Below are 14392 nucleotides of genomic sequence, written 5' to 3'. Positions count from 1 at the left end.
TCAGGAGTCACACCATGACCATTACCTCTCTGGATGGCTATCGCTGGCTGAAGAACGATATTATTCGCGGCAATTTTCAGCCGGATGAAAAATTACGGATGAGTTTGCTGACATCGCGTTATGCACTTGGCGTCGGACCGTTGCGGGAGGCGCTTTCGCAACTGGTGGCAGAACGACTGGTCACGGTGGTGAATCAAAAAGGGTATCGGGTGGCGTCTATGTCAGAGCAGGAGCTGCTCGATATTTTCGACGCCCGCGCCAATATGGAAGCGATGCTGGTGAGTCTGGCGATTGCCCGCGGTGGCGATGAATGGGAGGCAGACGTTCTTGCGAAGGCGCATCTGCTCAGTAAGCTTGAGGCCTGTGACGCCAGTGAGAAAATGCTTGATGAGTGGGATCTGCGTCATCAGGCGTTTCATACTGCAATTGTGGCGGGCTGTGGTTCTTACTATTTGCTGCAAATGCGTGAACGGTTGTTTGATCTGGCAGCGCGTTATCGATTTATCTGGCTGCGGCGAACAGTGCTTTCGGTGGAAATGCTGGAAGATAAACACGATCAGCACCAGACCCTGACTGCGACGGTACTGGCGCGAGATACCGCGCGCGCCAGTGAGTTAATGCGCCAGCATTTACTGACGCCAATTCCCATTATCCAGCAGGCGATGGCTGGCAATTAACTACTCTTCAGGAATACGCAACACTTGCCCCGGGTAAATTTTATCCGGGCTTTTTAGCATCGGTTTATTCGCTTCGAAGATTTTATTGTACAGATTAGCGTTACCGTAGACCTGTTTGGAAATGGCACTCAGAGTGTCGCCAGACTTAACGGTATAAAACTGGCTGGCAGTGGCTGGTGTCGCCGTTTTCACCTGATCATCGACACTGGCAATACCGGAAATATTCCCCACCGCAACAAGGATTTTCTCCTTCGCCTCCTGACTTAAGCCGTCACCCGTGACCGTCGCTTTGCCGTCGGCAATTTGAATGTTCACTTTATCGGCATCAGGTATACCGGTTTTGTTCAGATGCTCCTGCACCTTCTTCGCCTGATCGTCTTTATCGTGCTGACCTGTAACCGCGTCCCAGAGTTTTTCTCCGGCATCTTTCACAAAATTGAACAGACCCATAGCTACCTCATTCGTTAACGGAAACACTCAGAAAGTGTAGCAGAGGAACGCGGCGCGTTAACGCCGCGGGGGTGAACACAGGTTTAATCGCGGGTTTGCACCCAGAACGCGTGAATCAAACCGGGGATATACCCAAGCAGTGTCAGCAGAATATTAATAATGAACGCCCAACCGAACCCTTTACCGAGCAGCACGCCGAGCGGCGGCAGAATGATGGTGATGACGATTCTCCAGAAACCCATATGTACTCCCTATAAGAAAATTACTCATTGTTTAAAAAGAGATTTTATCTCTTAAGCGTAGTAATTTTAGCGGAGCCTGCCAGTTTCAGCTTACGCTTTTACTCTCATTTACGCTGCTGAGGCTGGTATATGTTGCATTTTTAGTTTAGAGTTTACTTAATTTAGAAAATACTTAAATATCTATGACTGAACTCGCGCAATTACAGGCTAGTGCCGAACAGGCAGCGGCCTTATTGAAAGCAATGAGCCACCCTAAACGGTTGCTGATTCTGTGCATGCTTAGCGGTTCCCCCGGCACCAGTGCGGGAGAGCTGACGCGCATTACCGGACTAAGTGCCTCTGCAACATCACAGCATCTCGCTCGTATGCGGGACGAAGGGCTTATCGACAGCCAACGGGATGCCCAACGCATTCTATATTCCATTAAAAATGAGGCGGTAAATGCCATTATCGCCACCCTGAAAAATGTCTATTGTCCGTAAGGAGTCACTATGGCTTTGACAACCATTTCGCCGCATGATGCACAAGAATTAATCGCACGCGGCGCAAAGTTAATCGATATTCGTGACGCTGATGAATATCTTCGTGAACATATTCCTGAAGCAGATCTGGCTCCATTATCCGTGCTGGAACAGTCAGGTCTTCCGGCTAAATTACGTCGCGAGCAAATAATATTCCACTGCCAGGCAGGTAAACGCACCAGTAATAACGCCGATAAATTAGCAGCGATTGCCGCCCCCGCAGAAATCTTTTTACTCGAAGATGGGATTGATGGCTGGAAAAAAGCAGGATTACCAGTAGCGGTAAATAAATCTCAACCCTTGCCGTTAATGCGCCAGGTGCAGATCGCTGCGGGTGGTTTAATATTAATCGGCGTTATACTAGGTTATACCGTAAATAGCGGTTTCTTCTTATTAAGCGGCTTTGTTGGTGCCGGGTTACTGTTTGCAGGAATTAGCGGTTTTTGTGGGATGGCAAGGTTGTTAGATAAGATGCCGTGGAACCAACGAGCTTGAGAAGCGACGCCGGACGCGCCATAGCAGCAACATCCGGCCTCAGTAATTAGATCAGGAAATCGTCGAGAGATTTACCTTCTGCCAGCGCCTGAGCGATTGGCTTCGGTGTACGGCCCTGACCGGTCCAGGTTTTAGTTTCACCGTTAACATCGATGAATTTATATTTCGCCGGACGCGGCTGGCGTTTTTTACCAGCGCGTGGTGCCGCAGCAGAGCTATCACCCAATAACTCTTCCGGGTTAATTCCGTCAGCTTTCATCAGCTCCAGCCAGGTGCTAATTTTTTCCTGGCGCTCTGCCAGTTCACGCTGCTGTTGTTCTTCTTCTTCACGTCTTTCTTTAGTGACAACCCTGAATTTTTCGAGCATTTCTTCAAGAACGTCAATGGAGAATTCGCGAGCCATCGCACGGAGGGTGCGAATGTTATTTAAACTTTGTAACATTACGGACATAATAAAGAAAACCTTTTAACGCCAAAACAAAAAAGTATTTCGTCGCGTAGTGTAAGCGATCACTTATTATATTTCCACAAAATTTAATCTATTTACAGTCCTGCACGAGATTATTTCAGCTGTTATTTTCTGAAACTCTCAGAATAATTTCAAGATTATATATTAGCCATTTTGATGAGTAATTTAGGTTATTGGTGAACAGAGCGGCGCTCTCTGCTCGCTAATTCCGCAAGCCCGACAAAACCAAAGTGAATAAAAATGCAACTCAACAGAATAAAAGAAAACATCTATCACTGGTGCTTTCTGCTGTCAATGTACATTATCTGGCATAAAAAATGCTGAAAATGACCCGATCACTACATACACCGAATTCTCTACGCTTATAGCGTTACCTCCCCCCCAAACCTTCATGAGTGAAAATAAAGGTAAACACATATCCAATTGATTTAATTAAAAACAAATCATATCGGCATGTAAAAATCCACAATGTACAAAAAACGCGCCGTTACGGAATATTTTATCTACAAAAACAGATTAAATAAAAATTTTTCACTAATTGATTAGTCATAGCCAGCGATATACGCTATGCGAAAATGCAGATGGCAATGAGATCCACTGCTTTCATCTCCATTCACATCCCATTACGCTTTTATTAAGGAGCATTAGCATGTTCTCACCGCAGTCACGCTTGCGTCATGCAGTTGCAGATACGTTCGCGATGGTTGTTTACTGTTCTGTCGTGAACATGTGTATTGAAGTTTTCCTCTCCGGAATGAGTTTCGAACAGTCTTTTTATTCCAGATTGGTAGCGATTCCGGTGAACATCTTAATTGCATGGCCATACGGTATGTACCGCGATCTGTTTATGCGCGCAGCACGCAAAGTTAGCCCGTCGGGCTGGATAAAAAATCTGGCGGATATCATGGCTTATGTGACGTTCCAGTCACCGGTGTATGTGGCGATCTTGTTAGTGGTGGGCGCAGACTGGCATCAGATTATGGCGGCGGTCAGTTCAAACATCGTTGTTTCGATGTTGATGGGGGCGGTTTATGGCTACTTCCTCGATTATTGCCGCCGACTGTTTAAAGTCAGCCGTTACCAGCAGGTAAAAGCCTGACCCTTCTTTTCGCGACTGGCATCGCCAGTCGCGTCTTTAACTGGCTTCGCCAAATAAACCATTCAAATAACGTTCAAGCGCAACACGCGAACTAAAGCCATGCGGGATACCGTAATGCTCGTGTCGCTCGCCTGCTAAATAGAGCGGAAATTGCTGGTAATGATCGCAAGTTTTAATATCGGAAGCGGGTTCAGCCAGTGTTGAACTACGTTCTTTTAATGTTGGATGAATCACCAGGGCGGTACGTCCCATTCGCGCTTCGCGATTAACATAGACATAATTTTCCCCACGGCGGTAACCATACGCTTTCTGGGTTACCACATCGACAGTAAAACCGACTTTTTCAAGTACGCGCGCCACCTCGTCTGGTCGTAAATACATATTTGATCCTCGTTATTATCAACCGCGGGCCTACCTTACCTGATTGCGCATTCACAACGCTTTCAGAAAAGTCCATAAAGCCGCGATGAACCTCAGTTAAGAAAATTATGGTCTACACTGAAAATTACATCGAATTCTAATGGGGGATCATATGTTTAACCGACCGAACCGCAACGACGTTGATGATGGCGTGCAGGATATCCAGAATGATGTCAATCAATTAGCTGATAGTCTCGAATCTGTATTGAAGTCCTGGGGCAGCGACGCCAAAGGGGAAGCCGAAGCCGCTCGTAGTAAAGCGCAGGCTCTACTGAAAGAAACCAGGGCGCGAATGCATGGTCGTACTCGCGTCCAGCAAGCCGCGCGTGATGCCGTTGGCTGCGCGGATTCTTTTGTTCGTGAAAGACCCTGGTGTAGTGTGGGTACAGCGGCAGCGGTGGGTATTTTTATCGGCGCACTGTTAAGCATGCGCAAATCGTAGTGCAAAAATGATAATAAATACGCGTCTTTGACCCCGAAGCCTGGCTTCGGGGTTTTTTAGCTTAAGGCTTTACGTAATTGTTGTGCTACCTGTCGCGCCATACCTTCGTTAACGATATTAGTAAACGAAAGCAGTAATCCACCTTCCCCACTTGAACGGATACGCCAGTCGCTAAGTGCCTGCACCGCAAGGCCTGCAGCATTGGCTTTACGCGCATGGGCAATATCATCGCCTATCATTCTGATCACCATCTGGATACCACCTTTCTGCGGCACAACCTGAAATCCTTGCTGCGTCAACGCTTGCTCAATCCATTGCCGACGTTGAGCATAATGCTGACGCATTTTCTTCAGATGCCGCCAGAAATGCCCCTCGCGAAGAAAGTCTGCCAGTGTGTTCTGCCATAGAACAGGTACCGCACATGGAGCCAGTGACGCCTGGTGGCGGAATTGTGCAATTTGCTTCACCGGCACCACCAGCCACGCACAGCGCAATGCAGGAAATAGCGCTTTGCTGAATGTTCCGGCATAAATTACCCGCTGCGGTGCGTCGAGACTTTTTAACGCCGGTAACGGCTTACCGTGATAGCGAAACTCACTGTCATAATCATCTTCAATAATCCATGCCTGACTACGATCTGCCCATTCCAGTATCTGATGCCTGCGCGCTAAAGAGAGCGCCACACCCAGCGGACTTTGGTGTGCTGGTGTTATCAGGGCAAAACGCGCATCAGGATAATTTTGTATTCCGCTTGTGATATCCAGTCCATTGTCATCAACCGGCACAGGCAAAATTTCCACATCATGGCGAGTGACAATCGGGCGAATCAGTGGAAAGCCGGGATCTTCTATCCACATCCCGTTTCCCGGTTTCGCCAGCGCGTGCAGAATTAAAGCTATTGAGGCCGCATAACCGTGAGTGATAAAGACCTGCTCTGGCTGACAATCAATCCCACGTGAAACGCGTAAGTAATCAACTATTGCCTCGCGCAACGCCGCCTCACCGCAGACATCGCCTAACGCCAAATCAAAGCGCGTCTGGGTACGAAGGCGACGCCCCATCACCCGCGCCCACAGCTCTCGCGGAAAGAGATCGAGTGCGGGTAATCCCATTTGAAATGGCAACGGTTGCTGACTTTCACCGGCAAAAGCTACAACTTGTACAGTAGATTGTTGCGGATATATCCGCTCACTGACAAATGTGCCAGCCTGTCCCCGCCTGATCAGCCATCCTTGCGCCACCAGCTCAGCATACGCATTTTCGACAGTGGATCGAGACACCCCCAGCTCCTGCGACCAGGTACGACTTGAAGGCAGCCTTGCGCCGGGTTTCAGTTCCCCTTGCTCAATAGCCGTTTTTAACTGACGGGCGATATCCTGATAGCGCGGCATATGGTCTGCTTTTTTAGGTAATTTATGGCTCTCTTTAGCAGTCCATTATAGTGCTACATTGCGGGCGTTAATAAGAGGAGAAACTGTATGACTACATTACGTCAGCCTTACTACGAACTTAGCCCGGCAGTGTATAACGCACTAGTGCAGGCCAAAACGGCACTGGAAAATAGCACGCTGGATACCACGTTGATGGAGTTAGTTTATTTGCGCGTCTCGCAAATCAACGGCTGCGCATTTTGTCTGGAGATGCACAGCAAAGCATTGCGCAAATCCGGCGTGCCACAGCACAAACTGGACGCCCTGGCAGGTTGGCGCGTAAGCCATCATTTTGATGAACGCGAGCGGGCGGCGCTGGCATGGGCGGAATCGGTAACCGAAATTGCCAGAACCCATGCGGAAGACGAGGTTTATCAGCCTTTGCTTGAGCATTTCAGCGCAGCAGAGATCAGCGACTTAACGTTTGCCATCGGGCTGATGAATTGTTTTAACCGTCTGGCCGTTTCCATGCGGATGTAACTTCTTGATGCCGGGTATTTGCCCGGCAAAAAAACACAAAATCCCCTACCCCGTTGAGCCATTCATCGGTGGCGTAATCAATCTAAAATTCCCATATCTTGTGTGGTTGAATCTTTTTTCAACTACATCTAGTATCTCTGTATCAACAGAGAGACAACCCGACGCGTATCATCGCGCCGTATCTTCATTTTAAACGGAAATACGAATCATGCGCATTACTATTTACACTCGTAACGATTGCGTCCAGTGCCACGCCACCAAACGGGCGATGGAAAACCGGGGCTTTGATTTTGAAATGATTAATGTCGATCGCGTTCCTGAAGCGGCAGAAGCGCTGCGTGCTCAGGGCTTTCGTCAGTTGCCGGTTGTGATTGCAGGCGATCTTAGCTGGTCTGGTTTCCGCCCGGACATGATCAATCGTCTGCATCCAGCGCCACACGCGGCCAGTGCATGAGCCAGCTCGTCTACTTTTCCAGCAGCTCCGAAAATACGCAGCGTTTTATCGAACGTTTAGGGCTGCCCGCGGTGCGCATCCCGCTCAATGAGCGGGAACGGATTCAGGTAGACGAGCCTTACATCCTGATCGTGCCCTCTTACGGCGGCGGCGGTACGGCTGGCGCGGTGCCACGACAGGTCATTCGCTTTTTAAACGACGAGCATAACCGGGCGTTGCTGCGCGGCGTTATTGCTTCGGGTAATCGCAACTTTGGTGAGGCATATGGCCGCGCCGGAGATGTGATTGCCCGGAAATGCAGCGTGCCGTGGCTGTACCGCTTTGAACTCATGGGTACGCAAAGCGATATCGAAAACGTTCGTAAAGGAGTAACCGAATTTTGGCAACGACAACCGCAGAACGCCTGACGCAGGAAACGATGGATTATCACGCTCTGAATGCGATGCTTAACCTTTACGATAGCGCAGGTCGCATTCAGTTCGATAAAGACAGCCAGGCCGTAGACGCCTTTATGACGACGCATGTGCGTCCGAACAGTGTGGCCTTCAGTAGCCAGCAGCAGCGCCTGAACTGGCTGGTTAACGAAGGTTACTATGATGAAAGCGTCCTTAATCGCTACTCTCGCGATTTTGTCATTACGCTGTTTGCCCACGCGCACGCCAGCGGTTTTCGTTTCCAGACATTCCTCGGAGCATGGAAGTTTTACACCAGCTATACGTTGAAGACATTCGACGGTAAGCGTTATCTGGAAGATTTTGCCGATCGCGTCACGATGGTGGCGCTGACGCTGGCACAAGGCGATGAAACACTGGCGACGCAGCTCACTGATGAGATGCTGTCAGGACGCTTTCAGCCAGCCACGCCAACATTCCTCAACTGCGGTAAGCAGCAGCGCGGCGAACTGGTTTCCTGTTTTCTGCTGCGTATTGAAGACAATATGGAGTCGATTGGCCGGGCAGTAAATTCCGCACTACAACTGTCGAAACGCGGCGGCGGCGTAGCATTTTTGCTGTCGAATCTGCGGGAAGCGGGCGCGCCAATTAAACGTATTGAAAATCAATCTTCTGGCGTGATTCCGGTGATGAAAATGCTGGAAGACGCATTTTCCTATGCCAACCAACTCGGCGCGCGTCAGGGGGCTGGTGCAGTCTATTTACATGCTCATCATCCCGATATTCTGCGTTTTCTCGATACAAAACGGGAAAATGCCGACGAAAAAATCCGCATTAAAACACTGTCGCTGGGCGTGGTGATCCCGGATATCACTTTCCATCTGGCAAAAGAGAATGCGCAGATGGCGCTGTTTTCGCCCTATGACGTAGAGCGAGTTTATGGCAAGCCGTTTGCCGATGTCGCCATCAGTGAACACTATGACGAACTGGTTGCCGATGAACGCATCCGCAAAAAATACCTCAACGCCCGTGATTTCTTCCAGCGACTGGCAGAAATCCAGTTTGAGTCTGGCTATCCGTACATCATGTATGAAGACACGGTTAACCGTGCTAACCCTATCGCCGGGCGCATAAATATGAGCAATCTCTGCTCAGAAATTTTGCAGGTTAACAGCGCCTCAGAATATGACGAGAATCTCGACTATGCTCGTACAGGACATGATATTTCCTGCAATCTAGGGTCGTTGAATATTGCCCACACCATGGATTCCCCCGACTTTGCCCGCACGGTAGAGACTGCCGTACGCGGTTTAACGGCGGTGTCAGATATGAGTCATATCCGCAGCGTGCCGTCCATCGAAGCCGGAAATGCCGCCTCACACGCCATCGGTCTGGGGCAGATGAATTTACACGGTTATCTGGCACGAGAAGGCATCGCTTATGGGTCGCCGGAAGCACTGGATTTCACCAATCTCTATTTCTATACCATCACCTGGCACGCACTGCGTACCTCGATGTTGCTGGCGCGCGAACGCGGTGAAACCTTCGCCGGGTTCAAACAGTCACGCTATGCCAGTGGTGAATATTTCAGCCAATATCTGCAAGGTAACTGGCAGCCGAAAACGGCGAAAGTTGGCGAACTGTTTGCCCGTAGCGGTATTACGTTACCTACCCGTGAGATGTGGGCACAGCTGCGCGACGACGTGATGCGCTATGGTATCTACAACCAGAATCTCCAGGCGGTGCCGCCAACCGGTTCTATCTCTTATATCAACCATGCCACGTCGAGTATTCATCCGATTGTGGCGAAAGTAGAGATACGCAAAGAGGGCAAAACAGGACGCGTTTACTACCCTGCCCCGTTTATGACTAACGAAAATCTGGCGCTGTATCAGGACGCTTACGAAATCGGCGCAGAAAAGATCATCGACACCTACGCGGAAGCGACTCGCCATGTCGATCAGGGGCTGTCGCTGACGCTGTTTTTCCCCGATACCGCCACCACTCGCGATATCAACAAAGCGCAGATTTACGCCTGGCGCAAGGGTATCAAAACGCTCTATTACATTCGCCTGCGTCAGATGGCGCTGGAAGGCACTGAAATTGAAGGCTGCGTCTCCTGTGCACTTTAAGGAATATCTATGAAACTCTCACGTATCAGCGCCATCAACTGGAACAAGATATCTGACGATAAAGATCTGGAGGTGTGGAATCGCCTGACCAGCAATTTCTGGCTACCAGAAAAGGTGCCACTGTCGAACGATATTCCTGCATGGCAGACATTAAGTGTCGTAGAACAACAACTAACAATGCGCGTTTTTACTGGCCTGACGCTGCTCGACACGCTGCAAAATGTTATCGGCGCGCCCTCGCTGATGCCCGATGCACTCACCCCCCATGAAGAGGCGGTATTATCAAATATCAGCTTTATGGAAGCGGTTCATGCCCGCTCTTACAGTTCAATTTTCTCGACGCTGTGCCAGACCAAAGATGTCGATGCCGCCTACGCCTGGAGCGAAGAAAACGCGCCGTTGCAGCGAAAAGCACAGATTATTCAGCAACATTATCGCGGTGATGATCCGCTGAAAAAGAAAATCGCCAGTGTGTTTCTTGAATCTTTTTTGTTCTATTCCGGTTTCTGGCTGCCGATGTATTTTGCCAGCCGCGGAAAGCTAACCAATACCGCAGACCTGATCCGTCTGATTATCCGGGATGAAGCAGTCCACGGTTACTACATCGGCTATAAATATCAGAAAAACCAGGAAAAGATCTCCCAGGCACAGCGTGAAGAGTTGAAGAGTTTCGCCTTCGATTTGTTGCTGGAACTCTATGACAACGAGTTGCAATATACCGATGAGCTGTACGCCGAAACCCCGTGGTCTGACGATGTAAAAGCGTTTCTCTGTTACAACGCCAATAAGGCGTTGATGAATCTGGGCTACGAACCGCTATTTCCCGCAGAAATGGCGGAAGTGAATCCGGCAATCCTCGCCGCGCTTTCGCCGAATGCCGATGAAAATCACGATTTCTTTTCCGGTTCAGGCTCTTCATATGTGATGGGAAAAGCGGTCGAAACAGAAGATGAAGACTGGAATTTCTGAGGGGGTTATTTTCAAAAATATCACTACCCGCTGCAGGGAAATAATTCCCGCCAAATAGCTTTATATCACGTAAATAATTTGTGGTGATCTACACTGATACTCTGTTGCATTATTCGCCTGAAACCACAATATTCAGGCGTTTTTTTGCTATCTTTGACAAAAAATATCAACTTTTCTCGATTTGCTCTCAGCCCTTATATCATGGGAAATTCCGGCGATTTGCTCACATCAATATTCATGCCACATTTGCCCTCAGGGGTTGCCTCAGATTCTCAGTATGTTAGGGTAGAAAAAAGTGACTATTTCCATTGGGTAATGTATCGACATAAACAAATAACAGGAATCTTTCTATTGCATGGCAATTAAATTAGAAATTAAAAATCTTTATAAAATATTTGGTGAGCATCCACAGCGAGCTTTCAAATATATCGAACAAGGACTTTCAAAAGAACAAATTCTGGAAAAAACTGGGCTATCGCTTGGCGTAAAAGACGCCAGTCTGGCCATTGAAGAAGGCGAGATATTTGTCATCATGGGATTATCCGGTTCGGGTAAATCCACAATGGTACGCCTTCTCAATCGCCTGATTGAACCCACCCGCGGGCAAGTGCTGATTGATGGTGTGGATATTGCCAAAATATCCGACGCCGAACTCCGTGAGGTGCGCAGAAAAAAGATTGCGATGGTCTTCCAGTCCTTTGCCTTAATGCCGCATATGACCGTGCTGGACAATACTGCGTTCGGTATGGAACTGGCCGGAATTAATGCCGAAGAACGCCGGGAAAAGGCCCTTGATGCACTGCGTCAGGTCGGGCTGGAAAATTATGCCCACAGCTACCCGGATGAACTCTCTGGCGGGATGCGTCAACGAGTGGGATTAGCCCGCGCGTTAGCGATTAATCCGGATATATTATTAATGGACGAAGCCTTCTCGGCGCTCGATCCATTAATTCGCACCGAGATGCAGGATGAGCTGGTAAAATTACAGGCGAAACATCAGCGCACCATTGTCTTTATTTCCCACGATCTCGATGAAGCTATGCGTATTGGTGACCGAATTGCCATTATGCAAAATGGTGAAGTGGTGCAGGTTGGTACACCGGATGAAATTCTTAATAATCCGGCGAATGATTATGTCCGAACCTTCTTCCGTGGCGTCGATATTAGCCAGGTGTTCAGTGCGAAAGATATTGCCCGTCGTACACCGAACGGCTTAATTCGTAAAACCCCCGGCTTCGGCCCGCGTTCGGCACTGAAATTATTGCAGGATGAAGATCGCGAATATGGCTACGTCATCGAACGCGGTAATAAGTTTGTCGGCGCTGTGTCTATCGATTCGCTTAAAGCCGCGTTAACGCAGCAGCAAGGTCTTGATGCGGCGCTGATTGATGCGCCGTTAGCGGTCGATGCACAAACGCCTCTTAGCGAATTGCTCTCTCATGTCGGACAGGCACCCTGTGCGGTGCCCGTGGTCGACGAGGACCAACAGTATGTCGGCATCATTTCGAAAGGAATGCTGCTGCGCGCTTTAGATCGTGAGGGGGTAAATAATGGCTGATCAAAATAATCCGTGGGATACCACGCCAGCGGCGGACAGTGCTGCACAATCCGCAGACGCCTGGGGTACACCGGCGACTGCACCGACTGACGGCGGTGGCGCTGACTGGCTGACCAGTACGCCTGCGCCAAACGTCGAGCATTTTAATATTCTCGATCCGTTCCATAAAACGCTGATCCCGCTCGACAGTTGGGTCACTGAAGGGATCGACTGGGTCGTTACCCATTTTCGTCCCGTCTTTCAGGGCGTGCGCGTTCCGGTTGATTACATCCTCAACGGTTTCCAGCAATTGCTGCTGGGTATGCCCGCGCCGGTGGCGATTATCGTTTTCGCTCTCATCGCCTGGCAGATTTCCGGGGTCGGAATGGGCGTGGCGACGCTGGTTTCGCTGATTGCCATCGGCGCAATCGGTGCCTGGTCACAGGCAATGGTTACCCTGGCGCTGGTGTTAACAGCCCTGCTGTTCTGTATCGTCATAGGTTTGCCGTTGGGGATCTGGCTGGCGAGAAGTCCGAGAGCGGCGAAAATTATTCGTCCACTGCTTGATGCCATGCAGACCACGCCCGCGTTTGTTTATCTGGTGCCAATCGTCATGCTGTTTGGTATCGGCAACGTGCCGGGCGTGGTGGTGACGATCATCTTTGCGCTGCCGCCGATTATCCGTCTGACGATTCTGGGAATTAACCAGGTTCCGGCGGATCTGATTGAAGCCTCGCGCTCATTCGGTGCCAGCCCGAGCCAGATGCTGTTCAAAGTTCAGTTACCGCTGGCGATGCCAACCATTATGGCGGGCGTTAACCAGACGCTGATGCTGGCCCTTTCTATGGTGGTCATCGCCTCGATGATTGCCGTCGGCGGGCTGGGTCAGATGGTACTTCGCGGTATCGGTCGTCTGGATATGGGGCTTGCCACCGTTGGCGGCGTCGGGATTGTGATCCTCGCCATTATCCTCGACCGCCTGACGCAGGCCGTTGGGCGCGACTCACGCAGTCGTGGCAACCGTCGCTGGTACACCACTGGCCCTGTCGGTCTGCTGACCCGCCCATTCATTAAGTAACTCTGCACTTGCCCGGTGACGCCGGGCGTTATCACCCTGCCAAAAAAAGGAATAACAATGCGACATAGCGTACTTTTTGCGACAGCGTTTGCCACGCTTATCTCTACACAAACTTTTGCTGCCGACCTGCCGGGCAAAGGCATTACTGTTAATCCGGTTCAGAGCACCATCACCGAAGAAACTTTCCAGACGCTGCTGGTCAGCCGCGCGCTGGAGAAATTAGGTTATACCGTCAATAAACCCAGCGAAGTGGATTACAACGTTGGCTACACCTCGCTTGCTTCCGGCGATGCAACCTTCACCGCAGTGAACTGGACGCCACTGCATGACAACATGTACGAAGCTGCCGGTGGCGATAAGAAATTTTATCGTGAAGGAGTATTTGTTAACGGCGCGGCACAGGGTTACCTGATCGATAAGAAAACCGCCGACCAGTATAAAATTACCAACATCGCGCAACTTAAAGATCCGAAGATCGCCAAACTGTTCGATACCAACGGCGACGGTAAAGCGGATTTAACCGGCTGTAACCCAGGCTGGGGCTGCGAAGGTGCGATCAACCACCAGCTTGCCGCGTATGGACTGACCAATACCGTGACGCATAATCAGGGGAACTACGCAGCGATGATGGCTGACACCATCAGTCGTTACAAAGAGGGTAAGCCGGTGTTTTACTACACCTGGACGCCGTACTGGGTGAGTAACGAACTGAAACCGGGGAAAGATGTGGTCTGGTTGCAGGTGCCGTTCTCCGCACTGCCGGGCGATAAAAATGCCGATACCAAACTGCCGAATGGCGCGAATTACGGCTTCCCGGTCAGTACCATGCATATCGTTGCCAACAAAGCCTGGGCCGAGAAAAACCCGGCAGCAGCGAAACTGTTTGCCATTATGCAGTTACCAGTGGCTGATATTAACGCCCAGAACGCCATCATGCATGACGGCAAAGCCTCAGAAGACGATATTCAGGGCCACGTTGATGGTTGGATCAAAGCCCACCAGCAGCAGTTCGATGGCTGGGTGAATGAAGCGCTGGCAGCGCAGAAGTAATTTTTATTCGGGCGGATAAGGCGTTTTTGCCTCATCCGCCGCTCTGTACACAATG

The 14392-nt window shown here is 50.0% G+C and carries 18 protein-coding genes; 13 read left to right on the top strand and 5 right to left on the bottom strand.

Annotation, left to right across the window (positions count from 1 at the left end; genetic code table 11):
- The first annotated feature begins 14 nt into the window (after window positions 1-14).
- Entirely contained in the window at window positions 15-677 is a 663-nt protein-coding gene (gene csiR, locus EAS44_RS06700; RefSeq protein ID WP_000156818.1) for a DNA-binding transcriptional regulator CsiR, read from the top strand.
- Here the strand turns inward: csiR and kbp are convergent, their stop codons facing one another.
- Together kbp and yqaE are read right to left on the bottom strand one after the other, a co-directional pair.
- Window positions 678-1127, bottom strand: a complete 450-nt coding sequence (gene kbp, locus EAS44_RS06695; protein WP_000522415.1) for a potassium binding protein Kbp — start codon at window positions 1125-1127, stop codon at window positions 678-680.
- Between the two features lie 83 nt (window positions 1128-1210).
- Window positions 1211-1369, bottom strand: coding sequence for a YqaE/Pmp3 family membrane protein (gene yqaE / locus EAS44_RS06690; protein ID WP_000508177.1), 159 nt, complete (start codon window positions 1367-1369; stop codon window positions 1211-1213).
- Window positions 1370-1551: 182 nt separating this feature from the next.
- Here yqaE and ygaV point away from each other — a divergent pair, with 182 nt between their 5' ends.
- Window positions 1552-1851 (top strand): ArsR/SmtB family transcription factor, encoded by a 300-nt coding sequence (gene ygaV, locus EAS44_RS06685; protein ID WP_000137280.1) that lies wholly within the window; start codon window positions 1552-1554, stop codon window positions 1849-1851.
- A gap of 9 nt (window positions 1852-1860) precedes the next feature.
- Window positions 1861-2385, top strand: coding sequence for a thiosulfate sulfurtransferase YgaP (gene ygaP / locus EAS44_RS06680; protein ID WP_001229449.1), 525 nt, complete (start codon window positions 1861-1863; stop codon window positions 2383-2385).
- A 46-nt stretch (window positions 2386-2431) separates the two neighbouring features.
- Here ygaP and stpA read toward each other — a convergent pair whose 3' ends face one another.
- Entirely contained in the window at window positions 2432-2836 is a 405-nt protein-coding gene (stpA, locus tag EAS44_RS06675; RefSeq protein WP_000115378.1) for a DNA-binding protein StpA, read from the bottom strand.
- A 667-nt stretch (window positions 2837-3503) separates the two neighbouring features.
- Between stpA and alaE the strand changes: the two genes are divergently transcribed.
- Window positions 3504-3953, top strand: a complete 450-nt coding sequence (gene alaE / locus EAS44_RS06670; RefSeq protein WP_000492658.1) for an L-alanine exporter AlaE — start codon at window positions 3504-3506, stop codon at window positions 3951-3953.
- A 36-nt stretch (window positions 3954-3989) separates the two neighbouring features.
- On the opposite strand, the gene ygaC is transcribed toward alaE, so the two are convergent.
- Window positions 3990-4334, bottom strand: coding sequence for a DUF2002 family protein (ygaC, locus tag EAS44_RS06665; RefSeq protein WP_000281320.1), 345 nt, complete (start codon window positions 4332-4334; stop codon window positions 3990-3992).
- 151 nt (window positions 4335-4485) lie between these two features.
- On the opposite strand from ygaC, the gene ygaM reads away from it, so the two are divergent.
- Entirely contained in the window at window positions 4486-4815 is a 330-nt protein-coding gene (gene ygaM / locus EAS44_RS06660; RefSeq protein WP_001295174.1) for a DUF883 domain-containing protein, read from the top strand.
- Between the two features lie 56 nt (window positions 4816-4871).
- Here ygaM and EAS44_RS06655 read toward each other — a convergent pair whose 3' ends face one another.
- Window positions 4872-6206, bottom strand: a complete 1335-nt coding sequence (locus tag EAS44_RS06655; RefSeq protein WP_001138429.1) for a PLP-dependent aminotransferase family protein — start codon at window positions 6204-6206, stop codon at window positions 4872-4874.
- Window positions 6207-6293: 87 nt separating this feature from the next.
- Between EAS44_RS06655 and EAS44_RS06650 the strand changes: the two genes are divergently transcribed.
- The 8 genes from EAS44_RS06650 (at window position 6294) to proX (ending at window position 14337) form a co-directional block, all read left to right on the top strand.
- A complete protein-coding gene (locus tag EAS44_RS06650) occupies window positions 6294-6725 on the top strand; it encodes a carboxymuconolactone decarboxylase family protein (protein ID WP_000209797.1) in 432 nt (143 codons plus the stop codon).
- A 208-nt stretch (window positions 6726-6933) separates the two neighbouring features.
- Window positions 6934-7179 carry a glutaredoxin-like protein NrdH gene (gene nrdH / locus EAS44_RS06640; protein ID WP_001223227.1) on the top strand — a complete coding sequence of 82 codons (246 nt, stop codon included), beginning with the start codon at window positions 6934-6936 and terminating at the stop codon, window positions 7177-7179.
- Window positions 7176-7586: a class Ib ribonucleoside-diphosphate reductase assembly flavoprotein NrdI gene (nrdI, locus tag EAS44_RS06635; protein WP_000080951.1), complete on the top strand. Its 411-nt coding sequence runs from the start codon at window positions 7176-7178 to the stop codon at window positions 7584-7586. The genes nrdH and nrdI overlap by 4 nt, the downstream gene beginning before the upstream one ends.
- A complete protein-coding gene (gene nrdE, locus EAS44_RS06630) occupies window positions 7559-9703 on the top strand; it encodes a class 1b ribonucleoside-diphosphate reductase subunit alpha (protein WP_000246589.1) in 2145 nt (714 codons plus the stop codon). The genes nrdI and nrdE overlap by 28 nt, the downstream gene beginning before the upstream one ends.
- A 9-nt stretch (window positions 9704-9712) precedes the next feature.
- Window positions 9713-10672, top strand: coding sequence for a class 1b ribonucleoside-diphosphate reductase subunit beta (gene nrdF, locus EAS44_RS06625; protein WP_000777929.1), 960 nt, complete (start codon window positions 9713-9715; stop codon window positions 10670-10672).
- 355 nt (window positions 10673-11027) lie between these two features.
- Window positions 11028-12230: a glycine betaine/L-proline ABC transporter ATP-binding protein ProV gene (gene proV / locus EAS44_RS06615; protein ID WP_000985490.1), complete on the top strand. Its 1203-nt coding sequence runs from the start codon at window positions 11028-11030 to the stop codon at window positions 12228-12230.
- Window positions 12223-13287, top strand: a complete 1065-nt coding sequence (gene proW / locus EAS44_RS06610) for a glycine betaine/L-proline ABC transporter permease ProW (protein ID WP_000774980.1) — start codon at window positions 12223-12225, stop codon at window positions 13285-13287. Before proV ends, proW begins: the two co-directional genes overlap by 8 nt.
- A 57-nt stretch (window positions 13288-13344) precedes the next feature.
- Window positions 13345-14337: a glycine betaine/L-proline ABC transporter substrate-binding protein ProX gene (gene proX / locus EAS44_RS06605; RefSeq protein WP_001216530.1), complete on the top strand. Its 993-nt coding sequence runs from the start codon at window positions 13345-13347 to the stop codon at window positions 14335-14337.
- Window positions 14338-14392: the final 55 nt, after the last annotated feature.

Origin of the sequence: Escherichia coli DSM 30083 = JCM 1649 = ATCC 11775, assembly GCF_003697165.2 — a bacterium.
In the GTDB taxonomy this organism is placed as follows: Bacteria; Pseudomonadota; Gammaproteobacteria; order Enterobacterales; family Enterobacteriaceae; genus Escherichia; species Escherichia coli.
The sequence above is the reverse complement of the archived record's forward strand: the minus strand, read 5'-3'. Positions and strand labels throughout refer to the sequence as shown.